Genomic DNA, 23689 nt, shown 5'->3' with positions numbered 1-23689 from the left:
ACTTTATATTCTTCCCAATACGATTATAAATAAGATATCGATAAACAAAAAAACCAGCAAAGATCACGGGATGACCTTGCTGGTTTTTTAAACTTTAACTTTTTAGTTAGCTAAGAGCTTAAATGGCTAAACTATGCCTTTGCCATTTCTGCAAATATCTCATCAGCCGCTTTGATTGATGCATCAATATCTTCGTCGCTATGTTTGATAGACATAAAGCCTGCTTCATAAGCTGACGGTGCCAAGTAAATACCGCGATCTAGCATACCGTGGAAGAAAGTATTGAATACGTCCATATCGCACTCTGTCACGTCATCGAAATTCTTTGGTGTTTCGGTTGCGCTGTCTTTGACAAAGAACATGCCAAACATGCCGCCAAGCTTATTGGTACGTAGATGAATACCATGTTTGTCAGCTGCTGCTTGGAAACCGTCTACTAGGTGATCAACTTTCGCTGCTAATTCGTCATAAAAACCGTCTGCCGTTAAGTCTTCAAACATAGCGATACCAGCGCGCATCGCTAGTGGATTACCTGATAACGTGCCAGCTTGATAGACGCCGCCAAGTGGCGCGATGCAAGACATGACTTCTTTTTTACCACCGAAAGCACCGACGGGTAAGCCAGCACCGATGATTTTACCAAAGCAAGTTAAATCAGGGTCGATACCGAAATGGGCTTGCGCGCCGCCAAGACCAACGCGGAAGCCCGTCATGACTTCATCAAAAATCAATACTGCGCCATTAGCAGTACATTCTGCGCGCAACGTATCATGAAACTCTTGTGTTGGGATAACCATGTTCATGTTACCAGCGATAGGCTCTAAAATAACGCAGGCAATTTCTTCACCCCATTTCTCAAAACAATCTTTAATCGCTTGCGGATCATTATAAGGAATCGTAATCGTATGCTTAGCAAAATCTGCTGGCACGCCTTTCGACGTTGGCTCACCAATATCAAGCATGCCAGAGCCTGCTTTTACCAACAAGCTGTCTGAATGCCCATGATAACAGCCTTCAAATTTAACGATTTTGTCACGTTGAGTATAACCACGTGCTAAGCGAATCGCACTCATGGTCGCTTCTGTACCAGAGCTGGTCATACGAATCATCTCAACGCTTGGTACGATGTCACAAATCTTGTCAGCAACGGTGGTTTCAAACGGCGTTGGTGTACCAAAGCTCAAACCGTCATCGGCCGCTTTTTTCACCGCATCGATGACTTTTGGGTGCGCATGACCCAAAATCATTGGTCCCCACGAGCCAACATAGTCAATATAGGCGTTGTCTTCGGTGTCATAAATTTTGCTACCATTGGCACGGTGCATAAAGATTGGCGTACCACCAACTCCAGAAAAGGCGCGGACTGGCGAGTTAACGCCACCTGGGATATGTTTGCTGGCTTGTGCAAAGAGCTGTTCGTTTTTAGTACTCATAGTTATTCTCTACTCATAGGTTCTATGTTTTATAATTTCTGTATTTTTTGACTAAACTTCTATTTTATATTTGTTTATTATCCAATTTTTCAAGCACGTTTGGAGCGCTAGGCTTTTTTGACAACAGAAGATTTGAGCTTCATTGGCCCGTAGCCATCAAGTTTGCAGTCGATATCATGACCGTCAGTAGCATCTGGCAACAGGCGAATGCTTTTCGCTTTCGTCCCGACTTTAATCACGATTGAAGAGCCTTTGACTTTTAAGTCTTTGATTACAGTCACGGCATCACCGTCTTGTAGCTCGTTGCCGACAGCATCACGAATAACTGCATCTTGCTCTTCAGCTTGCGCAGCATCGGTCTCAGCCGCCGTCCACTCATGAGCACACATTGGACATACCAGTAACGCACCATCTTCATACGTATATTCAGCATCACATTTAGGGCAATTTGGTAAGCTCATTATTTCCTCGGCAGCCATGACAGATTAGGTTTTTACTAGAGCCAACATTGTACCGTAACTCGACAATTTTAACCAATTTGTACGGTTGAAAACTGGGTACTGAGCCCAATTTAACTGTTAACTCACCACTTAACCACGAGCTTTTTTATGACCGTGTTTTTTGTGGTACTCTTCTTAGCTTCATTTAGTTTAATGTGCACATATACTGTCAATGATAAAAGTGCCCGTATAATTTTTTATCACTTCGATTTACCCTCTATATTATTAATAAATAAGCTCTCATCAGAAGGATAATAACAATGACTCAGTCTCCAGACACATCAGCACTGCCGCAGTTTTCACAATTAACCATTCAAGGCGAGGATGCCGAAAAATTCTTTCAAGGACAATTGACCTGTGATGTCACTAAGCTTGGCCTCAGCTATCAAGCTGCTGCCATTGGTAATTTAAAGGGACGCATTGAATTTGGTATTTGGATTAAGAAACAAGCAGAAAAGCAATATGATGTGGTCATTAGTGCTGACTGCGCGGATGCTCTACAAGCCCACCTTAAAAAATATGGTGCATTTTCTAAATTTGAAACCAGCGCGCCGACGCCAATTTATCCTTGTGTCCTTGATAATGTACCAACTTTTAGTCATAAAGACGACCATAATATGACTGAGGATACACAAGCTTGGATGCAATGCAGTATTGCCACTGGTAACTATTGGATCGTAGCTACCACTCAAGGTGAATTCCAACCGCAAGAGCTGCGTCTACATCAACGCGGCGGCATGGACTATGATAAAGGCTGCTACTTAGGCCAAGAAGTCATCGCTCGCATCTACTTTAAATCTGCACCCAAAGCATTTTTGCACTATGTGCAAGGTACCGGTGAAGCACCAAGCGCAGGTGACAAAATCGATAAAATCCAAGTGGTCAATGCGATGAAAAATGACGATGGCTTTACCGCTTTGGTCGTAGCGCGTCCTGAACAATTGGCAGAAAGCGATTTGAGCATATTGGACTTGCCAGCTGCCCTACAAGTAGATGTCGCACGCCCAAAATAAAAGCACATCGAATCATGCAAGCGACACAGCAAAGGTGACGGTAGTTCAATAAAGAGTTACCGTCATGACTAACATGAGCATAGAGAATCCTATGACACATATTGCGGTACTCGGAGCAGGCGTGGTGGGTGTGACCACCGCATGGTATCTACGTCAGGCAGGCTATGATGTGACTGTGATTGAGCGCGAATCAGCAGCAGGTATGCAAACGTCATTTGCCAATGGCGGTCAAATATCTGTCTCACATGCCACGCCTTGGGCCAATCCTGCGACCCCGATGAAAGCGCTCAAGTGGTTGTTTAAAGAGGATGCTCCGCTACTGTATCGTTTGCGAGCTGACAAAGCTCAGCTCAAATGGGCCATGCAGTTTCTGCAAGAGTGCCGCGCCGATAGAGCCGATGCCAATCTCGTGCAAATGGTGCGCTTAGGTCTATATTCAAGAGATACTTTACAACAGCTGCGTGCAGATATCGGTATTAATTACGAGCAACAGACGCGCGGTATTATGCATTTTTATACCAATCAGGCAGAGTTTGATGCTGCCATCGAGCCAACCGAACGTATGCAAGCGCTCGGTTGTGAGCGCTACGTGATTGATATTAATAATGCTGTCAATTTAGAACCAGCCCTTTATCCAATTGCGCATAAGCTCACTGGAGCAACCTATACCAGTCGTGATGAGTCTGGCAATGCCCATCTATTTACTCAACGGTTAGCGCAGCGCTGCATCGATGCTGGCGTACAGTTTTTATATGATACTGAAATTTTGGCACTAAATACCGATACAGACTCTTCGCGCCCGCACGTGCACAGTGTCACCATTCGCCCAGCAGGTGAAAATGCCCAAACCTTTACGGCTGATACCTATGTATTAGCACTTGGCAGCTATAGCGTACCTCTGCTAAATCCTTTGGGAATACACGCGCCAATATTTCCAGCAAAAGGTTATTCGGCTACTTATACGGTGAATCCACGTGCGCCCCACTTAGCGCCTTTTGTCAGTTTGATTGATGATGAATTCAAACTGGTTACCTCACGACTGGGTGACAAATTACGTGTTGCTGGTACGGCTGAATTTAATGGCTACAACCTAGACTTAAATGCCACGCGCTGTAAAGCCATCACTCGGCGTGTGCAGCAATTATTTCCAAAAGGCATCATCGCAAACTCTGTGCAATATTGGACAGGACTGCGTCCGATGACCCCATCGAACGTGCCCCTTATTGGTCGCGCGCACTGCGGTCAAGTCAAACATGGCAGTCATAACGCTTCAGCCACTTTTGATGATTTATGGCTCAATACAGGGCATGGTACCTTGGGATGGACGCACTCTTGCGGCTCTGCAAAAGCCCTTAGTTTGCTAATCCAAGGTGAAACGCCCAACGTCGATTTTGATTTCGTTGGTATGAGCGTTTAATCGGCTCAGCAATATATGCAGATTGCAAACAGAAAAAGGCGCTCACTTTACGTGAACGCCTTTTTTATACTTTTACAAAGGTATGATTAACTTTATGCTAGTGCGCCTTCCGCTACAGTCTCTGTAGCAGTAGATAAACCATCTACACCCATATCCAATGCTTCTAATTGCACAGGCACACCGTTGACTGCGGCATTACCACTCAACTGATCAATCAACGTCTCATCAGTCAAATCATTAACGCTGACACCTGCATGCGCTTGCGCAATCTTTTGCTTAACGCCTTTACGACCGTGACCAAAGCCATGCGGAATGCTGACCACACCTGGCATCAGCTCATCCGTCACTTCTGCCACGATAATCACGTTCCCTACTCGAGAAGTTATTCTGACATCTTGACCGTCTGCAATACCATGTTGCTCTGCCGTTTGCGGATGCAGCATTAATGTACAACGAGATTTACCTTTTACCAATCGATGGCTATTGTGCAACCATGAATTGTTGCTACGTACATGACGACGACCGATTAGCAAAATCTCATTACTGTTGTACTCTTGCACCATCTCTTTGACACGGACCAAATCTGACTGATAAAAATCTACATGAAGATGAATTTGTTTATCGGCGTGTTTAATGGCCTCTGGCAACATACGATGTAGTGGACCCAAATCGATACCATGTGGATTTTCGACTAAGGCTTCAAATGTCACCTCCTTATGAGGTCCATACTTTAGGCCTTGCTCTAACAAGAACTTAGGACCAAATGCTTTTGTCGCGGCACGTTCTTTTTGCGTTGCTTCTGGTGCATCGCTGTCTAAGCGCTCTGCCAGCTCTAGATAAATTTCCCAGTCATGCTTGGTGTCGTCGGTTTTATCAAACAAAGCAGGCGAATATTTGGCGACATTGTGCACGGCAAAACCATTAAAGGTGATGTCATAATGGTCGCGCTCTAACGGCGATACAGGCGGCAGAATAATATTGGCATGGCGACTGGTCTCAGTCACAAAGTAATCAAGCGAAACCATAAACTCTAGTTGTGATAATGCTTCGTCTAACTTTTCACCATTTGGGGTACTCAGAACAGGGTTGCCAGCGACCGTAACGAATCCCTTTAACTGGCCTTCCCCTTCGACCAACATCTCATCTGCCATCGCAACCACTGGATACTCGCCATTAAAATCTGGCAAGTTGCTGACGCGACTATGACGTTTACCCAGATAGCCTGGGCCTGAGCTGTTCACAACATCGACAGCAGGATTTGGGAACATGAGTCCGCCCACTTCATCTAAACGACCCGTGACGATATTGATGACCATAGATAGATATTGACTTAGCAAACCAAACTCTTGCACCGAGATGCCCATACGGCCATAACAAACTGAGCTTTCCGCTTCACAAAACTCTTTGACGATACGTTTGATTTCGGCTGCGGTAATACCCGTGATATCTGCCACTGACTCAGGCGTGTATTGTTCAGCAAACAAAGCAAGTCGATCGATCTCAGGTGTCAAGGCTGCCACTCTAGTATCGAGCTTGGCATAACCCTGCGTATAGATTTCATTGAGCATAGCTAATAGCAGCAATACGTCCGTCGCTGGACGAATAAAATGGTGTTCGCTAGCGATGTCTGCAGTTTCGGTACGTCTTGGATCAACTACTACTACCTTACCATCGCGCGCTTTGATATCTTTTAGCTTTTGGCGCATGTTGGGCGCAGTCATGATACTGCCGTTAGAAGCCAACGGATTACCACCGATGATAAGCATATATTGTGTGTTATTGACGTCAGGAACTGGAATACGCAGCATGTGACCAAACAGATGCATGCTAATAATATGATGTGGCAGTTGGTCAATAGAGGTGGCAGAAAAACGACTGCGCGTCTTTAAGCTGGTCAGCAGTTGTTTGATGGTCAACATACCACCCATATTATGTACGTTAGGATTGCCTAGATAAACACCTAACGCATTTTGACCATACTTTTGCTGTATGAATTGAATACCTGCAGCAACTTTATCTAACGCTTCTGGCCAACTAATAGATTTCCAACCGTCTGCCGTTCTCTCTACAGGCTGACGCAAACGGTCAGGATCTTCATGCAAATCTTGCAAAGCAGTGGCTTTCGGACAAATATAGCCTTGCGAAAAGGGATCGTTTTTGTCCCCTTTAATCGACAAGACTTTTTCGCCATCGTGCTTTATTTCGACGCCGCACATTGCCTCGCACAATGTACAAGTTCTAAAATGCGTTTGCGTTTCGCCTAACGTTGGTGTAGCCGTGGTTGTGGCCATAGTCACTCTCCCTGTTGTGTTTTTTTGTTCTAGGCTTCATGACAATAATTTTTGCTTATTATCACTACTGACTAGTATTGCTTCCGTGCAAAAAATTGGCGAACAGTGCATCAAAGCTGATACTCAACGTGGCAATCGCTTGTTGCCTTGAGTAACGCTGCTGATGACAGCCCAATATCAACTCATGTACTTGTGCCGCCGCCATATCGACGCATAGATTGACAGCACTGCGCTCGCAAGTACGATTAGATAACTGCAATCCCTGAATAAATATCTCTGTCCACTCTTCTTGTATTTCGGTAATCAGATTGCCCAGTCCATTATTTAATGATGACTGGTTTTCTATATTGTCACTAAATCTAGGACGGTCTTCGAGCAAATGCTGAAACAGCGCGATATTCTCAAATGCAGAATCAAAAATCATAATCAGACATTGTCGACATTGCTGATTAAACTGATCTTTGCTCAACACATCATAATCTTTGAGCATATTGACCCATGCCAGTCGCATCGGTGATAGGTAGTTGTCTTTTAGTTGGGTGCTCAGCTCGTTTTGTAGTGCCTCTAGGCTCTCAAAATGGTTGTAAAAACTGGGCTGTGCAATACCTGCACCTTTGGCAACTTTATTCATGCTCATGCCCTGAGCACCTTTCAAACTGTACAACCGTAAGGCACTTTTTAATAACGCACGCCGAGTCTTGGCTTTTGCCAGCTCACGTTTAGATTCTACTGGGACTGTCAAATCTTGCGTTAGTACATTCAATGCAGAGGTATTCCTATTCAATAGATAATTATATCGACACACCAGTAATTTACCTTAGGTGCTATTGTGCCAAAAAAATGTGATGATAATGGTTAATTGCCGACAGCCAATATCTTAGCTATAAGGTTATAGTCATTTAAACCAGATGTCTATAGCCAAATCCATAGTAGAACTCATGCTTCACAAAACAACCATTTCTAGGCCACCATCATGACATCACCTGTATTCTTCTCTTTAGTGCTGCCTTGTGGCGCTACGTTACCCAACCGCTTAGCGAAAGCTGCCATGGAAGAAAACATGGCTGATGTCGGTCAAGTCCCTGGCCCTACTCTGCTCTGTCTATACAAAAATTGGGCCGAAGGCGGGACAGGTCTGTTAATCACGGGAAACGTGATGGTCGATGGCCGCGCTATGACAGGGCCTGGTGGTGTCGTATTAGACAAACACAGTGAGATAGCGCCTTTTAGAGCGTGGGCAAACGCTGCCAAGCACAACAATACACAAGTTTGGATGCAGCTCAACCATCCTGGCCGTCAAGTATATGCTGCCATGGGCGGCGATGTGCTATCACCTTCTGACGTGGCAATTGACTTGGGCAAGCACTCTCATCTATTTGGCAAACCGCGTACGATGACGCAGCAAGATATCGATCAATTGATCCAGCGGTTTGCCGATAGTGCACTAAAAGCAGAACAAGCTGGCTTCGATGGTGTACAAATTCATGCTGCCCACGGCTATCTAATTTCTCAATTTTTATCACCGCTTACCAATAAACGTAAAGATAAATATGGTGGTTCGATTGAGAATCGGATGCGACTATTAATCGAAGTAATCAAAGCCGTTCGTGCTCAGGTTGCGCCTACCTTTGCAGTCGCTGTGAAGATAAACTCGGCCGATTTCCAGCGCGGAGGATTTGATGCAGATGATGCCAAAGTGGTTATTTCAGCGATGAATGAATTGGCCGTAGATTTGGTCGAATTATCAGGTGGCAGCTACGAAAGCCCAGCCATGCAAGGCAGCACAGCAGATGGTCGCACGTTGCAACGAGAAGCTTACTTTTTAGATTTCGCAAAGGAGATTGCTCAAGTCGCTACCATGCCTATCATGACGACAGGTGGCGTTAGGCGATTGGCTGTCGCAGAAGATATACTGGCGCAAGGGATTGAAGTGGTTGGTATGGGAACCGCATTAGCCATGAACCCTGCTCTACCGAATGACTGGAAAAATGATAGTACGCTTAGTGCTCACAATCCTGTGGTACGCTGGAAAGATAAAACCTTAAGTGCAGTTGCTACAATGGCGGTCATCAAGCGACAATTACAACGCATGGGACAAGGGAAGTCGCCCGAACCAAATGCCTCACCAATTTTCTCATTGATTTCTGATCGTATACGAATAAAAAAACTCACCAAACGCTATCATCAGTATTTGAATAAATATTCGACGAAATAACTTTCAATCAATTTCAAAGACAATAAAAAAGCAGCTACTCTATTTTTGAATAGCTGCTTTTTTATCTACATAAGTATTTTTGAATAAATAATATATTTTCTTAATATTCATATAAAAAACAAGTTCATAGAAGGAATTATTATCACGCACAATAGACGCAATTTACGTGGCACTACTACAGCAGTCCTGTATATAACACTTAGTAAACGCTCACTATAATTAAGTAACACTATAAACATAGCATATACAGACAGCTGAATTGAAAAGTCCTATATTTAATCTCACAAGATATTTGGAACCAATCATTTATCCTTGTGCAATACAATTAGAATAAAAATTAAATAGTAGTATCAGTAACCGATATCGTGAAATAAGAACCGAAATAGTGATTAAAAAATAAATCAAACACAATAAGTTCAATAAAAGGAATAATACAATGAACGAACATACTCTAAAAGGCGAATGGAACCAAATGAAAGGTTCAGTTAAACAAAAATGGGCCGAGCTAACAGACGACGATCTTACTCATATCGAAGGTAGCCGTGACAAGCTAGTAGGCCGCGTACAAGAGCGCTATGGTCATGCAAAAGAAGACGCAGAGCGTGAAGTAGATGACTGGCGTGTAGAAAACAAGTACTAATATACTCGTTGCATATTTATTCGCTGCATAGTTACTGTACTAAATAAACTGAAAAACCGCATAGAAATATATGCGGTTTTTTTATGGCAGATTCATACTGTATAGATAAGCGGGAGTTTCCTAAAAACTGTGTAACTGCTTATAATCCACTAACTGGAGAATAAGCAATGACTACTCAATCTGACATTAAAAAACTGGCCGAGCAAATGGCTGGTAGCATGAAAAGCTTTGATGACATCAAAGACTTCCAAAAGCAGCTCATGCAATCCTTTATTGATACTGCCTTAGAGGCTGAGATGGAAGAGCATCTCGGCTACCCTAAACATGAGAAGGCAGACAAGCCCAATAAGCGCAACGGCCACACTAAAAAGACCGTCCGCAGTGACACAGGCGATCTTGAGATATCCACCCCAAGAGACCGCGGTGGCAGCTTTGAGCCTGTGCTGGTCAGTAAGCATCAAACCCGTATCTCAGGTCTTGATGACAAGATCATATTCCTTTACGCCAAGGGTCAAACCACCACCGAGATTGTAGAGAGTATTAAAGAGCTCTACGATGTCGACATTTCAAGCTCTCTTGTCTCAAGAGTCACCGATAATATCTTAGACGACATCACCGCTTGGCAGAACAGGCCATTGAATAGTGTTTATCCTATCGTCTATTTGGACTGCATTGTCGTTAAAGTACGTCAAGACAAGCAGATCATCAACAAAGCCATTTACTTAGCGCTAGGTGTTGCTCTTAACGGTAAAAAAGAGCTGCTTGGTATGTGGCTCTCAGAGAATGAAGGCGCTAAGTTCTGGCTGGGCGTTCTTACCGAGCTTCAAAACCGCGGGGTGCAAGACATCTTAATCGCTTGTGTCGACGGCTTAAAGGGCTTCCCTGATGCCATCAATACGGTTTATCCCAACGCTCAGGTTCAGCTGTGTATCGTGCATATGGTGCGCTATTCAATGAAGTTTGTGCCGTGGACGGATAAAAAGGCCGTAGCGGCTGATTTAAAGGCCATTTACGGCGCTGATACCCTTGAGATGGCAGAGGCCAATCTTGAGCACTTTGATGAGACTTGGGGCAAGGAATATCCGCATGTCATCAAGTCTTGGCGTAATAACTGGGAGGGCCTAACAGTGTTCTTTGAGTACCCTAAAGACATCAGAAAAGTCATATATAGTCACCTGACCACAAAAATGTTATAAAATAAATCAACTAAACGATTACCACAATAAATAACCATGACTTACTCCCTAGATTATCGCAAACAAGTCTTAAAAAGCTTAGATGAGGGCATGACCTTTGCTGAAGCTGCTGTTTTCTATGATATCAGTCCAACGACTATCCAGAAGTGGAAAAAGCGTCTTCATAGTAAAACCACTCGATATATTAAGCCCTACAAAATAGAGGATGAAGCCTTAGCTCAAGATGTCAAAGACCACCCTGACGATTATCACTATGAGCGAGCACAGCGTTTTGATTGTAGCCCAACAGGCATCAGTAAAGCCTTAAAGCGTATTGGTGTTAGCAAAAAAAAAGACACTTGAGCATCCCAAAGCCTGTCCTGTGAAAAGAGCGACTTATCTAGCCAAGCTTAACCACTACATTGCTCAAGGCTTTGCTATTGTCTATATGGACGAAAGTGGGTTTGAGAGTGAAACGATGCGTCCTTGTGGTTATGCACCCATTGGTAGCCCCTGCATTGGCAGTTACAACTGGCAAGCCAAAGAGCGAACCAACGTCATTGGTGCGCTATATGGCAGAATGCTGTTTGCACTCGATTGCTTAAAGACCAACATCAATAAAGAGGTTTTCTATCACTGGTGCAAGTTCACGCTGATACCAAAGCTTAAGAAAAAATGTGTGATCGTTATGGATAATGCGACCTTTCATAAGCGCGTTCAAAAGCTGCTTAACAGGCATGGTCACAGGCTTCTATTTTTACCACCTTATAGTCCTGACTTAAATCCCATCGAGAAAAAATGGGCTCAAGTGAAGTTTTTGCGCCAAGGTTGGATGGAAAATGACTTATCTAAATTGTTTTATGATATCCATCCAAATCATAACTCTTTTGTAGTGCAATGACTATACACTACCAATGCTATTGAGTCACTGAACAGTGTGATTCGGACAGCGGTGAATAAGCGTAAGGTGTTCCCATCTGATCACGCAGCTTTCAAGGTAGTCTATCTAGCAACCCAGCAGGCATCCAAAAAGTGGTCGATGCCAATCCGTAACTGGACGTCTGCTCTTAATCGCTTTATGATTATGTTTGATGATCGCATCAGCAGGCATTTAATCTAAATGGCAGTTACACAGAATCTGGGATGGGCTCAGATAAGCTGTCGAAGAAATAAATTACCATTCTCCAGACACGATAAAACCGCATAGCAATCAATTGTTATGCGGTTTTATTGTTAACTATCCATGTTATCTATCACGACTGCTTTTCATGCATCCTTGCACAAATATTCAGTATATTGTGATACTGGGCATCCTGCCCTTTTTACTACACTACAGCTTCAGTATTACTTGCTGCTATCAGCAAAGGGTATGTGTCCTTACTTCAATCGCTATTGTCATCCTGACGCTAGTTATCGAATCATTATCCTTAATGCGGTCAACTCAATCCTTGATTCACATTCCCTAATGCCGTGTGACTATAATGCCTAACTCTCACTCGTATGTTAAGTCGCGTAAACGTCATTGCGTGTAAGCATATGCTTACAACAAACTATTTTACTTACCCCAATTATTACAACTTATTAACGCAAATGACACCTACCGCAAAGTTTTGTACTCTATTATAGATAATGTAAGGAAATATTTCGAAAAATAAATCACTAGAGATACTTATTGATTACGATCTAATTTAATTTGCCAGAATACCTTTAAAATCTTATAGTTATAGCAGATATAGATATTTCCAACATATATCGCCTACTTAATACCATCATAGGATATTGCCTCATGAAAACGATAAAACCCTTCTCTATTAAGGCCACTGTATCTACTGGTCTTGTCGTTGCATTATTGGGTACGACAGTGGGTTGTGCGGTTGTAGGTCCAGGATATGACAATCAGCCTGTCTATCGTGGTGATAATAATAGCCAGAACAATAATTTTAATCGCGTAAGTCAGCAGCTTCGACAAGACTTGCGGCGCAAAGGCTATCAAGTTATAGATATCAGAGCTGATAGTTACCGTGGTGATCGAGCTCTTACGGCTTATGCTAAAAAGAACAACCAAGCCTACGAGCTAAAATATACTTACCCTACCCTAAGACTCACCAGCTCAAGCAAAAAAGCATGGCCAGATAACTGGGACAATAATAAGTCGCAAAAGAATAATGACCGCTATAAAGAAAACAAGCATAAAGATAATTATCAAAATGGTCAGCGCTATAAAAAAGGCGATGTCGAAGACACTATTAAAAGAGAATCACGTTACCCAGCTATCAAACGCCGTGCTATCAACAAAGTAAGGGCTATGGGTTATCGTGTCGAAGATATAGATCTTGAAGAAAAAAATAAGCGCGGTGTCTTTGAGATTGAGGCCAAACGCGGTTCACAGAAGTACGAAATATTATTAAGTTATCCAAATTTAGATGTTATCAAAGTCACAAAAGATTAATTACTTTTAGCATTTTTAGCTAATTACCTCGGTACGTTTAACTCTTACCCATATTGAGCAACAATATATTATTAGGAGATCATTATGAAAACCCTATCATTTTCAACATTAAAAACGGTAGCGACTGGCAGCATAGTCGCAGCTTTATTGGCAGTGACCACAGGCTGTGTGACTGCACCGAATGGCTACAATGGCTACAATGGCTATGACGACCTATACGAGCATACTCATAAGGACAATAAAGGCCATAAAAAACACAAAGACAAAAAGAACGATAAAAACAGCTATGTCTCCGTTGTCGAGCAACGAGCTGCTAGTAAAGTCCGTAGCATGGGATACCGTGTCAAAGACGTCAAATACAAAAATGGTGATCGTAAAATTAAGATAAAGGCTGAACGTGGACGCGACGATTATAAAATTGAGCTAGGCTATCCAAGCTACAACGTGATTAAGCTTGAAAAAGATTAATCGTTCATCAAGATCTGATATTCACTGTTACTACTCAGTTGAAACAGCGAAAACTTTATAACCAAATAAGTCATCAAATGGCTTATTTGGTTTTTTTATGAGAATTCTTACACTCAATAAGCTAATATTTTTCTATATAAGACTAAAAACCCAAGACTTTTATCACATCATAGGCTGGTGTTTCATAGGGGTGTGCCTTTTTTAGTGCGGCAATGGTAGCATCGATAAATGCTTCATCCACTACCATTTCAACTCGCCACTCATCGACCATTTCTAAGCTATCTTGTGTACCAATATGTGGCTCACTGCCTGATAATGGCATAAACTGACCGGCTCCTCGTACCTGCCAACAGCATTGCTCATAGTTTCCAATCTTCCCAGCGCCAGCAGCAAACAGAGCAGACTTTACTTGGTCTAACGCTGCATCAGGAATAAAAACAGTCAACTTATACATAGGTTTACCTCATAGAATGGTTTTGAATCTCAATCTGCTAGTTCTTAGATAAAGAAGGATGATCGGTCCATATATAACGTAGCAGCCAGTCTTTGGCATCACCTGCATAATCAATACCAATACGTGGGCGTAGTGATACAGGTGGCTGGCAGTCATCATCTTCTATCCAAACGTCTGATGTCGGCGAAATAGGCTTGCCATATAAATCGCGATCAATTTGCAAGCGTTTGGTCAATTTACCAGGGCCTGCGAACTGCTTAGGATGTGTAAATTGCTTATCCGGACTGAGTTGTTGCTCTTCGATCAGACGGTCACTATCATCAGTCAAAAACCCAGCGCGAATCAATACCGATTCAGGTGACTCTACAGAGCCGCTAATCAAATTTAGCATATGATGCACGCCATAGGTCAGATAGACATAGAACACGCCACCTTGCTCATACATAATCTCTGTGCGCGCCGTTCGAGTACCTGCATGTGAATGGCAGGCGGGGTCATCTTGACCAATATAGGCTTCTGTCTCAGAAATACGCATTCGCAAAACTTTTTCTGATCCGTCGCTGTCGATCAGCTTTCTACAAACCACCTTACCCACCAAATCAGCGGCCACCACACAGGTTGGACGCGTAAACCAAGCTGGCTCTAAAACAGTTGATGAAGCAGTAGACATTAGCGAAACCTTTTCTTATTTTTATGGTCTAATTGATATGAGTAAGTACTAACAAATTAGCATAAAAGTAAGACAAGGTATCGAGGACAGTGTTGGCGCTATGTTTGATTTTTTATACGAGTTAAATGATAAGCCTATGGCTGAAGAGTGATACTGTTGATAAATGGATAGGAATTATAGTCTGTTATAAGTGGTTCTATTATAGCGGTCTGTTTTAGGTGGTCTGTTCATAAATTTGAAGGGTGAGATAACTGGTTCTGTTGGGGTATACCCTACGATAACAGGAAAGCCATCGCGGATGACAAAACCTGTTTAGCTTTTAAACAAAACGGGTTTGTCGATAGTATGTAAGATAAGTTCGAAAAGTAACTGGAGTGTGAGACTATTCATACTGGGTCTGAATTAAAGTTTTATTGTGATTAATTTCTGCTCAATGTTATTCATTTGTCGCCACGATGAGTGATGGCGGCTTGTGATTTAGTTAGGAAAAATAATCTTGAGTAATAAGATACGTTTGTGGCATTTATAGCAGAGCTTGTTCTAGGCTTCTTTACTTACATTTTCCTGCAAGTTCTTTTTTAGTAAATGATCGAATATAAATGGGCCAAAAGGTAAGAGTGAGCCGAGTACGCCCGCAGGTATTGCCCAAAGAGGCATTTTCATTTTGATAGCTGAGCCTATAAGTATTATGATATAGGTAATAAACAACATACCGTGTGCCATACCGATGTATTTCACACCTTCTGGAATGTCCATCATATATTTTAGTGGCATGGCGATGAAGAGCAATAATAAGAAAGAGGTGCCTTCTAGATAGCCTATAGTCAGCTGAATGTAAAAATGTTATGGATTTAAACGCGCTACTGGTATAAATTTTACTTGCGTGCTGCGTTCCCAGAGGCTGCGCAAAATTCATCCCAGTAGTGCTATGACATTTTTAGAGTGTATCGACTATATAAGGGTAAGACTTTTTAACGCTGTCTCTTGTTTTTTTTCTAAGGCTGTGAATTTTTTCAATAGTTGGCTGAGTCTGTGACACTGTATTTTCCTTTTGTTATTATCAATAAAGAATTTATGGATTATTCAATGTCTCTATAATAATGGCTCTACGCAGAGCTTTTAAGTATTGAGTTTTAAGACCTAAAATGAGTGAGTACCTATACCAGTCATACATTACCTTCCAGTTCACATTTTATAAACATACTCAAGTATAAAAAGTATTTTTCCGTATAGAGTGAATACGACGCTAGTTCATTTTGTTTGTGATAATCGGCATCAATGTGCTTATTTATTACGCTTACTTTCTAAAAATATCATGTCAATTATAATCAATGCGACACCGACACAGACACCTATATCTGCAACATTGAAAAGAGGATAATTCCAGACATCAGCATAATGCACATGGATAAAGTCAACCACTTTACCAATTCTTAAACGATCGATTAAGTTGCCAATCGCACCACCAAGCATTAAGGCCAACCCCATAGATAATAGCTTGGCTGCACGTGGCGCTTTGATTAAATAAACCGTTAAAAAGATAGCCATTACAAAAGCTAAGCCTGAGAAAAACCATTTCTGCCAACCGCCAGCGTTGGCTAAAAAGCTAAATGCTGCCCCATAGTTATAAGCGAGTGTCCAGTTGAGAAATGGTTCAATGACCGGTACGGGGTCATTGAACGCTAATGTGGTTTGGGCCAACCACTTAGTCCATTGATCAAGTATTAATACCATTATCGCCAACAAATACCAGATAAAAGCGCGACTGCCATTGGCAACCATTTTTGGCATTTTGTCCAACTTATCTTTAGGTGTTATTGAGTTGCCTGAAGTCACGTACATAGCTTTAGGCGTATGATTTATGGTTTTAGAGTCAATCGATTGATGAGTACTACTCACAGCTATAGGTACCTTCTTGTCAGCAATATTAGTACTAGCCGATTCAACGCTATTCAATTTAGTACTATCTAATCTGTCGGTAGATTCAGTCATAGTTGTTTCCTTTATCTATGTTTATACAATGAACAATGTTAAACGTATATGTTTTTGGTATACGATTATTAATCGCGCCACTTTCATAAACGGCTCCACTTACCGCTCTGGTATTATGAAACTTACGGTAATAATTTTTGGGGCTGTCCTAGATAACTAGTTCAAACCCTGTTTAACCCATTGTTTTAATTGTAGTAATTGCGACTTTGGGTCACTGTGATTAAAACGCCACTCACATTCCTTTAAATAGAGGTGAAAATGTTCTTTTGGAACTCCGTTAAACTTACGTAGATGCCGTTTAGCTTGGTTCCAGAAGTTCTCTATACCATTAATATGATTCTTGTCATTAACAAAGGTTTTGGAGTGGTTGATACGATAATGAGTAAACTCACTGACATCTAATGCGTTATAGCTTTTAAATGAGTCAGTATAAACAATGCTATCAGGCTTCACTTTTTCTCTTATGATGGGGATCAAAGTATCTGCTTTAGCATTGGGTATAATACAAGCGTAGACCTTGCCATTACGCTTTAATAGACCAAACACGGGCACTTTGCTACCAGCACCTCGCCCTCGCTTGCCTTTACGAGTGCCACCAAAGTATGATTCGTCTACTTCGATTTCGCCTTCAAATAGACCAGGGTCTTGACTATTCTCGTAAATAAGCACTCGTAGCCTATGAAAGTAATAACTGGCTGTGGTTTTATTAACACCAACTAAGCTTGCTGCTGTTCTCGCGGTAGAACCGGCAACAAATAACTCGATTAGTCTGCTTTGTTTATACCAACTTAGTTTACTCTTTCTCATAGTGCTATCCTAAATAATTTTACTTATCTAGGACAGCCCCCAATGAGTTACAATGTGGCTTATCCCGAACTGGGGTTGTAAATAGACAAGTCCATACAGACAGTGAATTGGTCAATTCGAATATTGGAAATAATAGGTAGCCCTTCATGTCCCTTAAGAGCGCAGAAAAGTCTCCGTCATTGACGCAAAATAAACCGTCAAAAAAATCTTATCTGTTGGCGTTCGCTTTCAGCGCGGGCTCATTATTGACAGGGCTAGGAGCTACTGGGCTGACGGCCGTGCCAGTGGCATCGCAAGCGGCAGGATTGGGTGATTTATTTGGTAATAAAAGTGCTGCCCAACCGAAATTTTTGCCTGTTGATGAAGCGTTTCAAGTTAGCAGTAGCAGCAAACCGACCAATAATGGCACGCGCTTAGCCATTAACTTTGACATTACGCCTGAGCACTATGTTTATAAAGACCAAATTAAGCTAACGCTGCCTGCTGGCGTGAGTGCCGCACCTTTTAGCTTTAGCCAAAAGCCAGTCTCCATTGATGATCCGACCTTTGGGCAAGTATTGGTATTTGACCAAGCCAATATGGTTGCTACTACCATTTTGAGTAGTAGTAATGGCAAGGCGATAAATAATGCCGCCGTGACAATAGGTTGGCAAGGCTGCGCCAAAGCGGGTCTATGCTATCCACCGGAGAAAATAAAAACCACGGTCAATATCGCTGCTGCGTCACAATCGGCAGCCAATAGTTCAAGTAGTACTGCTACAGTTTCTGCGAGCAATAACAGCAATGTAGAAACTGCGCAAGCCTCTACAGATGGGACAGTTACCAATAGTCTTGCTACAGAGCAAACTACGCCAGATGACGAGGTGATTGATTATGCATTGTTAGATGACGAAGCGTTAGATGCAGAGCTTGGTGCAATCAATACCATCTCTGGAGCCGATGAAGAAGTGGTAGGCGATAATGTCACAAGTGAAGCAGCGAACAATGACGCTGTCATAAATAATGCTGCTGCAACAAACAATACCGTTGTCGTTGATAACGCCATTAATAGTGACCCTTTTGGCTTAGCTTCGCATCCGTGGTTGGCATTGGTGTTATTGTTCTTGGCAGGGTTGGTCTTGGCATTGACGCCATGCGTGTTACCGATGCTACCGATTGTTGCCAATATCGTCGCGCGTGAAGACAATCCAACGGTAAAACGCGGTGTTATTTTAACGACCAGCTACGCTATTGGTGTTGCCATCGCTTATGGTATTTTGGGTGCGGTCATTGCTATATTTGGTGAATCGTTAGGCATTATCGGTTGGCTACAAAACCCGATTATACTAATTGCCTTTGCCATCGTTTTTGTCTTATTAGCCCTTTATATGTTGGGCGTATTTAGCATTCGTCTGCCAAGATTCATCAGTAGTAAAATGCAGGGTCTAAGCCAAGCGGGGGATAGCAAACTTGGTAGTACGGGTGGCAGTTTAATTGCGGGATTCTTATCGGCGCTCGTGGTATCGCCTTGTGTTTCGGCACCCTTATTTGGGGCGCTGCTTGCTGTATCAACGATTGGAAGTCCATTACTTGGCTTTGCGGCTTTATTTATGCTCGGTTTTGGTTTATCAGCGCCGCTTATTTTAATCGGCGCGACCCAAGGTAAAATCATGCCAAAAGCGGGTGAGTGGATGAACTGGGTCAAGCAGGGCTTTGCTTTGTTGCTTTTTGCCGTGGCATTGTTATTAATTGAACGCGTCTTTATCTCGCCTGTGATGCTGATGGTTTGGGCGCTGTGGTTTATGGTCGTGGCGATGTGGGCGTGGAGCTGGCTAGGCAAAGGTCGGATGCTGACCCAAGCGCTAGGCTTAATCGCTGGTATTTGGGCGACGTGTTTAATCGTCGGCGCCGCATTGGGCAATGACGACAGCTTGCATCCGCTTGCCTCCCTAACTGCGGTTCCGGTGCTGCAGACAACTGCTGGTCAACCAGCCACCAGTAATGCAACCGATAAGACGGTCACGACGCTGGCTGAGTTAGATGCCATTGTCGCCGCCAATCCTAAAGTGCTGGTCGATGTCACCGCCGAATGGTGTATTGCATGCCGGATTATGGAGAAAAACTTATTTCATAATCGCCCTGCGCAAATGCAAGATTGGCAATTGGTCAGACTTGATATCACGGAGACTACGGCTGATTCAAAAGCAATCTTAGCGCGTTATAAACTATTTGGTCCGCCAGCATTGCTGTATTATCAAGACGGGCAATTGGTCAATCAGCAAGTGGGTGAAATCGGGCGCGCAGCGTTTGAGCAAACCTTAACCGCGCTAAATTAATCGTTTAAATGTAGATAAATTCCACATCATTTCTACCCATTAAAAAGCCAACGTCCTTTGATAATAGGACGTTGTCTTTTTCAATCTTACTAAATAGCCTTTTTAATATAGACGCTAAATCCTTGGTTTAACGTTATTTATTACTATTCATTTAACTACTTAACCCCAGTTCGGGATAAGCCACATTGTAACTCATTGATACTATTTACAATGTGGCTACCTGTCCCTGCTGAGGCATGTTTTTGATGGTGGGCTTATAGGGAAACCAGCAATAAGCAATTAAACCTGACAGCAAGTTTGTGATAAACCCCGTGACACTACGATGGCGTGAGTGTTCGATTTGGCACAAGTTTTTAAGCTCCCCAAACACCGTTTCAACCAAAGAGCGATGATTGAGTAGTGCCTCATCCATAGGCTCAAGTAATTGGGGTTTCATATTACGCCGAAGTTTGGTTATCAACGTGGTATCATTGTGTTTTGTGAGCCACTCGTTTAGGGCTTTACTGATATAGCCTCTATCCCCAAACATCTTGCCAAACACAGGCGTTGCCATATCCTTAACAGGCACTCTGTCATCCGTATTACCCGCAGTGACTTTAACAGATACAAGCTCGCCCTTATGATTGATAATGATGGCGTGCAGCTTAAAGCCATAGAACCAGCCCATGCTGCTTTTGCCTCGGGTTGCAAGTCCCTTAAAGACTTTATGACGGTAGATACGCTTATTATGACAAACTGCTATCTTGGTTGAATCAATATAGCTGATACCTGTACAGTCGCCCATCATGCTTTGCAAGTAGGCACACAGTGGTATGATACTGCGCGGCATAAGCTCTATAAATCGTGAGTAGCTCGGCAGGTTTGGAAACTCCTGTTTCATCATGCCAAGCATGTGATGGTAGTAAAACGCCTTAAACTGTCGATACCGCAGTTGATGAAACAGTACCAAGATGGTCATAATCTCTGCTACACTTATCTGGCATGCTCTTAGCCGTTGACGGCCCGTTGCGATTAAATGAGCGTCAAACTCAGGTTTGAATTGCTGATAAAAGTCGTCAATATGGCAGTATAGTTCGGTTAGGTTGTCCATGTAAGAAGTCCTTTTTGCTTAAGTGGTCTTGGTAAACTTACTTTAGCAACTTTGGACTTCTTTTTTATCTTTTTTTTGAGCGCTTATCCCGAACTGGGGTTATTTATCAATTTCTCAGCCTGTTTTTTTTCTACTTTTTGAACCACCACCCGGATATAAATGTAGCTATGAATAAAACAACTTTTAAAATATCGAAGATGGACTGCCCTTCGGAGGAAAACCTAATCCGAATGAAATTAGAGGGCCACTCGAATATTGAACATCTTGAGTTCGACATTCCTAACCGTCAATTAACTGTGTTTCATCATGACAATATAGAAGGGATAGAGACTGCTATTCATGACCTAAAATTAGGAGACACCCTACTCTCGACCGAAACCATTGACCCCTCTGATCCCAACAATAATTTTAAAATTGATGCTGACTCTAGTCACAAAAAAGATGCTGAGCAAAGAAAGCTACTATGGATAGTGCTGGTCATTAACTTTGCTTTCTTTATTATTGAAATGAGCACGGGACTGATTTCTCGTTCGATGGGGTTGGTCGCCGACAGCTTAGATATGTTAGCAGATAGCTTCGTGTACGGAATTAGCTTATTTGCGGTCGGTGGAACGGTCATTAAGAAAAAACGGATTGCTAGAATTGCCGGATATTTTCAAATTACGCTAGCGATTCTTGGTTTTTTAGAAGTACTAAGACGTTTCTTTGGCAATGAGCAGTTACCTGACTTTTCTACCATGATAGTCATATCGATTCTTGCGCTAATTGCAAACTTGATTTGCCTCTATTTACTACAAAAATCGAAAAGCAAAGAAGAAGAAGCCCATATGCAAGCCAGTATGATTTTCACTTCAAACGATGTGATTATCAATTTAGGGGTAATTGTTGCAGGGATTTTGGTTAATTGGTTACACTCTAGTACGCCTGATTTGATTATTGGTAGCATCGTATTTGCTGTAGTTATTCAGGGCGCCTTTAGAATATTGAAGTTGAGTAAGTAGCCAAGCCTAATAACTGAAGCAAATAGCTCAAGTAAGTAGCTTAATTAAACCGCTAAGTGTAAAGTAACTGGGTTTGAAGCAAATAAACATCATAAGGATATGAGACCTCAAGCAATGATTGAACAAACTTTAAATCTAGTCACCACCAAAGACCATCAGCAAGTTGCCGTTTGGCGAATAATAGATGATGAAGTCTTTGATAAGAATCTGGGAGACCTTCCTAAATTTTGTGTAAGTATTTAATCTAAACGTCAGTTACACAGAATCTGGGATGGTCTCTTCAAGTCCTCACTAGCGCACCGATCATAGATAGAATATCTATGGTAAGTACATCATGAAGTACACTGTGGCTATCTCAGCAAGTTGAAACCTTAATACCATTAGCTCACAGCCAAAGATTCAAGTCCTCACTAGGGAACCATCATAAATATAATGCCATAAAAAAACTGAGCACATGGCTCAGTTTTTTTTATTTTATACTACCTATCGAATGCTTATTTTAATGGCACACCAATACGGTTAGCCACTTCTTCATAAGCTTCAATCACATCACCTAGTGACTGACGGAAACGGTCTTTATCAAGTTTCTTCTTGGTGTTCTTGTCCCAGATACGGCAGCCATCTGGTGAGAACTCATCACCTAATACGATACGGTCATGGAATACGCCAAACTCTAGTTTAAAATCAACTAGGATTAAATCACCCGCATCAAACAATGCTTTTAATACATCGTTGACTTGATAGGTCAGCTCTTCCATCTTAGCCAGTTGCTCTTTGGTCGCCCAGCCAAGAGATACAGAAAGTGATTCGTTAACCATCGGATCACCTAGCGCATCATCTTTATAGAACAGCTCATACGTTGGCGGCGTCAATGCCTGACCTTCTTCTAAGCCTAAACGACGCACCAAACTACCAGCTGCAAAGTTACGCACCACGCACTCTACAGGAATCATGTTTAAGCGTTTAACCAACACTTCGTCATCAGACAATTGCTTCTCGAAATGTGTTTCGATACCAGCGTCAGACAATTTTTGCATGATAAAAGCATTAAAGCGGTTATTAACCACACCTTTACGTGCTAATTGTTCGATACGCTTACCATCAAGCGCCGAGGTATCATCACGGAAGTGCAAAATCAGAAGATCATTGTCCTCTGTTTCATAGACAGATTTGGCTTTACCTTTATACAGCAGTTGTTGCTTTTGCATTATGGGGGTTCCTGTTCGTTCAAGCTTATGTGGTAAAAACGCGCAGCTACCGCTGACTGATGTAAGATACATGGCTTGCGGCTATGATAAAAAACGCAACAGTCAGCGATATAGATAAGAGAATAAGTTTAGTTCGAAGTGTTACTAACAGCACGCTGAGGTTTTGGCAGCTGATACTGATTGCCTGACTCATTTTGTAGTTGGAGCGTGTTTGCCCCAGCATTAGGTGTTGAATATAAAGGGACAAAAGGTGCCGTTTCTTGGGCGGCAGGTAGCTCTATCGGTGCAAGCTTTTTGCTTTGTTGATAATCTAAGCTACCGTTGTCACGTTTACCAAGCAAGTTTTTAGTTGCTTGACAGCCGCTCAATACCAAAGTGCTACCCAAAACCAAGGTCAGCATTGCTGGAAATAATTTTGTCGTTGATGATACTGTCTTCGATATTACTGTCATCATGTTGTCTCTCTGAGTTAGCAGTTATTGCTTATGTAGGCGATGGACTTATCGTGATAAGTTGACTTGCTGCTAGCTCGAATGGCTCTCATCTAATAT

General features: G+C 42.4%; 23 protein-coding genes and 2 pseudogenes. 13 read left to right on the top strand and 12 right to left on the bottom strand.

Annotated elements, in window-relative coordinates; all coding sequences use genetic code 11:
* Positions 1-131: 131 nt before the first annotated feature.
* Both hemL and ACS8FA_RS16090 read right to left on the bottom strand, forming a co-directional pair.
* Positions 132-1433 carry a glutamate-1-semialdehyde 2,1-aminomutase gene (hemL, locus tag ACS8FA_RS16095; protein ID WP_439264068.1) on the bottom strand — a complete coding sequence of 434 codons (1302 nt, stop codon included), beginning with the start codon at positions 1431-1433 and terminating at the stop codon, positions 132-134.
* Between the two features lie 107 nt (positions 1434-1540).
* Entirely contained in the window at positions 1541-1894 is a 354-nt protein-coding gene (locus ACS8FA_RS16090; RefSeq protein ID WP_110921964.1) for a zinc ribbon domain-containing protein YjdM, read from the bottom strand.
* Between the two features lie 299 nt (positions 1895-2193).
* On the opposite strand from ACS8FA_RS16090, the gene ygfZ reads away from it, so the two are divergent.
* Both ygfZ and ACS8FA_RS16080 read left to right on the top strand, forming a co-directional pair.
* Positions 2194-2946 carry a CAF17-like 4Fe-4S cluster assembly/insertion protein YgfZ gene (ygfZ, locus tag ACS8FA_RS16085; RefSeq protein ID WP_439264066.1) on the top strand — a complete coding sequence of 251 codons (753 nt, stop codon included), beginning with the start codon at positions 2194-2196 and terminating at the stop codon, positions 2944-2946.
* A 64-nt stretch (positions 2947-3010) separates the two neighbouring features.
* Positions 3011-4363: a D-amino acid dehydrogenase gene (locus ACS8FA_RS16080; RefSeq protein WP_439264064.1), complete on the top strand. Its 1353-nt coding sequence runs from the start codon at positions 3011-3013 to the stop codon at positions 4361-4363.
* Between the two features lie 92 nt (positions 4364-4455).
* Here ACS8FA_RS16080 and ACS8FA_RS16075 read toward each other — a convergent pair whose 3' ends face one another.
* Together ACS8FA_RS16075 and ACS8FA_RS16070 are read right to left on the bottom strand one after the other, a co-directional pair.
* On the bottom strand, positions 4456-6654 hold the full coding sequence (locus ACS8FA_RS16075) for a molybdopterin oxidoreductase family protein (RefSeq protein ID WP_439264062.1): 2199 nt from the start codon (positions 6652-6654) through the stop codon (positions 4456-4458).
* Between the two features lie 64 nt (positions 6655-6718).
* Positions 6719-7417 (bottom strand): TetR/AcrR family transcriptional regulator, encoded by a 699-nt coding sequence (locus ACS8FA_RS16070; RefSeq protein ID WP_439264060.1) that lies wholly within the window; start codon positions 7415-7417, stop codon positions 6719-6721.
* 210 nt (positions 7418-7627) lie between these two features.
* Here ACS8FA_RS16070 and ACS8FA_RS16065 point away from each other — a divergent pair, with 210 nt between their 5' ends.
* The 8 genes and pseudogenes from ACS8FA_RS16065 to ACS8FA_RS16030 all read left to right on the top strand — a co-directional run bounded on the left by ACS8FA_RS16065 (position 7628) and on the right by ACS8FA_RS16030 (position 13601).
* Positions 7628-8869: an NADH:flavin oxidoreductase/NADH oxidase family protein gene (locus tag ACS8FA_RS16065; protein ID WP_439264059.1), complete on the top strand. Its 1242-nt coding sequence runs from the start codon at positions 7628-7630 to the stop codon at positions 8867-8869.
* A gap of 436 nt (positions 8870-9305) precedes the next feature.
* Entirely contained in the window at positions 9306-9509 is a 204-nt protein-coding gene (locus ACS8FA_RS16060) for a CsbD family protein (RefSeq protein ID WP_057758006.1), read from the top strand.
* Positions 9510-9676: 167 nt separating this feature from the next.
* Positions 9677-10681, top strand: a pseudogene (locus ACS8FA_RS16055) (IS256 family transposase); the annotation flags it as partial.
* Positions 10682-10741: 60 nt separating this feature from the next.
* Entirely contained in the window at positions 10742-11047 is a 306-nt protein-coding gene (locus ACS8FA_RS16050) for an IS630 transposase-related protein (RefSeq protein WP_075103765.1), read from the top strand.
* Positions 11022-11585 carry a transposase gene (locus ACS8FA_RS16045; protein ID WP_522901984.1) on the top strand — a complete coding sequence of 188 codons (564 nt, stop codon included), beginning with the start codon at positions 11022-11024 and terminating at the stop codon, positions 11583-11585. Before ACS8FA_RS16050 ends, ACS8FA_RS16045 begins: the two co-directional genes overlap by 26 nt.
* Positions 11586-11804: pseudogene (locus ACS8FA_RS16040) on the top strand (transposase); the annotation flags it as partial.
* Positions 11805-12470: 666 nt separating this feature from the next.
* The gene (locus ACS8FA_RS16035) at positions 12471-13133 is read left to right on the top strand and encodes a hypothetical protein (protein WP_439266522.1); all 663 of its coding nucleotides are present in this window, start codon (positions 12471-12473) and stop codon (positions 13131-13133) included.
* An 84-nt stretch (positions 13134-13217) separates the two neighbouring features.
* A complete protein-coding gene (locus ACS8FA_RS16030; RefSeq protein ID WP_439266520.1) occupies positions 13218-13601 on the top strand; it encodes a hypothetical protein in 384 nt (127 codons plus the stop codon).
* A gap of 142 nt (positions 13602-13743) precedes the next feature.
* On the opposite strand, the gene ACS8FA_RS16025 is transcribed toward ACS8FA_RS16030, so the two are convergent.
* The 5 genes from ACS8FA_RS16025 to ACS8FA_RS16005 form a co-directional block, all read right to left on the bottom strand.
* Positions 13744-14055, bottom strand: coding sequence for a YqfO family protein (locus ACS8FA_RS16025; protein ID WP_101205159.1), 312 nt, complete (start codon positions 14053-14055; stop codon positions 13744-13746).
* A gap of 37 nt (positions 14056-14092) precedes the next feature.
* Positions 14093-14725 carry a DNA-3-methyladenine glycosylase gene (locus ACS8FA_RS16020; RefSeq protein ID WP_101205160.1) on the bottom strand — a complete coding sequence of 211 codons (633 nt, stop codon included), beginning with the start codon at positions 14723-14725 and terminating at the stop codon, positions 14093-14095.
* Positions 14726-15265: 540 nt separating this feature from the next.
* Positions 15266-15559 carry a DUF3817 domain-containing protein gene (locus ACS8FA_RS16015; RefSeq protein WP_077452021.1) on the bottom strand — a complete coding sequence of 98 codons (294 nt, stop codon included), beginning with the start codon at positions 15557-15559 and terminating at the stop codon, positions 15266-15268.
* 450 nt (positions 15560-16009) lie between these two features.
* Positions 16010-16717: a signal peptidase II gene (gene lspA, locus ACS8FA_RS16010; protein ID WP_075107731.1), complete on the bottom strand. Its 708-nt coding sequence runs from the start codon at positions 16715-16717 to the stop codon at positions 16010-16012.
* Positions 16718-16873: 156 nt separating this feature from the next.
* Positions 16874-17524: an IS1595-like element ISPssp3 family transposase gene (locus ACS8FA_RS16005; RefSeq protein WP_413501648.1), complete on the bottom strand. Its 651-nt coding sequence runs from the start codon at positions 17522-17524 to the stop codon at positions 16874-16876.
* 146 nt (positions 17525-17670) lie between these two features.
* Between ACS8FA_RS16005 and ACS8FA_RS16000 the strand changes: the two genes are divergently transcribed.
* Positions 17671-19839 (top strand): cytochrome c biogenesis protein CcdA, encoded by a 2169-nt coding sequence (locus ACS8FA_RS16000; protein ID WP_439266516.1) that lies wholly within the window; start codon positions 17671-17673, stop codon positions 19837-19839.
* Between the two features lie 205 nt (positions 19840-20044).
* Here the strand turns inward: ACS8FA_RS16000 and ACS8FA_RS15995 are convergent, their stop codons facing one another.
* Positions 20045-20929, bottom strand: a complete 885-nt coding sequence (locus tag ACS8FA_RS15995; RefSeq protein ID WP_439266514.1) for an IS982 family transposase — start codon at positions 20927-20929, stop codon at positions 20045-20047.
* 167 nt (positions 20930-21096) lie between these two features.
* Between ACS8FA_RS15995 and ACS8FA_RS15990 the strand changes: the two genes are divergently transcribed.
* Entirely contained in the window at positions 21097-21930 is an 834-nt protein-coding gene (locus ACS8FA_RS15990) for a cation efflux transmembrane domain-containing protein (protein ID WP_186474716.1), read from the top strand.
* Positions 21931-22029: 99 nt separating this feature from the next.
* Positions 22030-22173 (top strand): hypothetical protein, encoded by a 144-nt coding sequence (locus ACS8FA_RS15985; protein WP_178377961.1) that lies wholly within the window; start codon positions 22030-22032, stop codon positions 22171-22173.
* Between the two features lie 251 nt (positions 22174-22424).
* On the opposite strand, the gene purC is transcribed toward ACS8FA_RS15985, so the two are convergent.
* Both purC and ACS8FA_RS15975 read right to left on the bottom strand, forming a co-directional pair.
* Positions 22425-23138, bottom strand: coding sequence for a phosphoribosylaminoimidazolesuccinocarboxamide synthase (gene purC / locus ACS8FA_RS15980; protein ID WP_414559818.1), 714 nt, complete (start codon positions 23136-23138; stop codon positions 22425-22427).
* Between the two features lie 128 nt (positions 23139-23266).
* On the bottom strand, positions 23267-23593 hold the full coding sequence (locus ACS8FA_RS15975) for a hypothetical protein (protein WP_439266512.1): 327 nt from the start codon (positions 23591-23593) through the stop codon (positions 23267-23269).
* Positions 23594-23689: the final 96 nt, after the last annotated feature.

Origin of the sequence: Psychrobacter sp. 1Y1, assembly GCF_051847395.2 — a bacterium.
In the GTDB taxonomy this organism is placed as follows: Bacteria; Pseudomonadota; Gammaproteobacteria; order Pseudomonadales; family Moraxellaceae; genus Psychrobacter.
Note: the sequence above shows the minus strand (reverse complement) of the source record. Positions and strands in the feature narration are given on the sequence as shown.

What these genes read in the sequence shown, in the direction of transcription:
- hemL (WP_439264068.1), bottom strand. Translation starts at nt 1,433, where the DNA reads ATGAGTACTAAAAACGAACAGCTCTTTGCACAAGCCAGCAAACATATC.
- ACS8FA_RS16090 (WP_110921964.1), bottom strand. Translation starts at nt 1,894, where the DNA reads ATGAGCTTACCAAATTGCCCTAAATGTGATGCTGAATATACGTATGAA.
- ygfZ (WP_439264066.1), top strand. Translation starts at nt 2,194, where the DNA reads ATGACTCAGTCTCCAGACACATCAGCACTGCCGCAGTTTTCACAATTA.
- ACS8FA_RS16080 (WP_439264064.1), top strand. Translation starts at nt 3,011, where the DNA reads ATGACTAACATGAGCATAGAGAATCCTATGACACATATTGCGGTACTC.
- ACS8FA_RS16075 (WP_439264062.1), bottom strand. Translation starts at nt 6,654, where the DNA reads ATGGCCACAACCACGGCTACACCAACGTTAGGCGAAACGCAAACGCAT.
- ACS8FA_RS16065 (WP_439264059.1), top strand. Translation starts at nt 7,628, where the DNA reads ATGACATCACCTGTATTCTTCTCTTTAGTGCTGCCTTGTGGCGCTACG.
- ACS8FA_RS16060 (WP_057758006.1), top strand. Translation starts at nt 9,306, where the DNA reads ATGAACGAACATACTCTAAAAGGCGAATGGAACCAAATGAAAGGTTCA.
- ACS8FA_RS16050 (WP_075103765.1), top strand. Translation starts at nt 10,742, where the DNA reads ATGACTTACTCCCTAGATTATCGCAAACAAGTCTTAAAAAGCTTAGAT.
- ACS8FA_RS16035 (WP_439266522.1), top strand. Translation starts at nt 12,471, where the DNA reads ATGAAAACGATAAAACCCTTCTCTATTAAGGCCACTGTATCTACTGGT.
- ACS8FA_RS16030 (WP_439266520.1), top strand. Translation starts at nt 13,218, where the DNA reads ATGAAAACCCTATCATTTTCAACATTAAAAACGGTAGCGACTGGCAGC.
- ACS8FA_RS16025 (WP_101205159.1), bottom strand. Translation starts at nt 14,055, where the DNA reads ATGTATAAGTTGACTGTTTTTATTCCTGATGCAGCGTTAGACCAAGTA.
- ACS8FA_RS16020 (WP_101205160.1), bottom strand. Translation starts at nt 14,725, where the DNA reads ATGTCTACTGCTTCATCAACTGTTTTAGAGCCAGCTTGGTTTACGCGT.
- lspA (WP_075107731.1), bottom strand. Translation starts at nt 16,717, where the DNA reads ATGACTGAATCTACCGACAGATTAGATAGTACTAAATTGAATAGCGTT.
- ACS8FA_RS16005 (WP_413501648.1), bottom strand. Translation starts at nt 17,524, where the DNA reads ATGAGAAAGAGTAAACTAAGTTGGTATAAACAAAGCAGACTAATCGAG.
- ACS8FA_RS16000 (WP_439266516.1), top strand. Translation starts at nt 17,671, where the DNA reads ATGTCCCTTAAGAGCGCAGAAAAGTCTCCGTCATTGACGCAAAATAAA.
- ACS8FA_RS15995 (WP_439266514.1), bottom strand. Translation starts at nt 20,929, where the DNA reads ATGGACAACCTAACCGAACTATACTGCCATATTGACGACTTTTATCAG.
- ACS8FA_RS15990 (WP_186474716.1), top strand. Translation starts at nt 21,097, where the DNA reads ATGAATAAAACAACTTTTAAAATATCGAAGATGGACTGCCCTTCGGAG.
- ACS8FA_RS15985 (WP_178377961.1), top strand. Translation starts at nt 22,030, where the DNA reads ATGAGACCTCAAGCAATGATTGAACAAACTTTAAATCTAGTCACCACC.
- purC (WP_414559818.1), bottom strand. Translation starts at nt 23,138, where the DNA reads ATGCAAAAGCAACAACTGCTGTATAAAGGTAAAGCCAAATCTGTCTAT.
- ACS8FA_RS15975 (WP_439266512.1), bottom strand. Translation starts at nt 23,593, where the DNA reads ATGATGACAGTAATATCGAAGACAGTATCATCAACGACAAAATTATTT.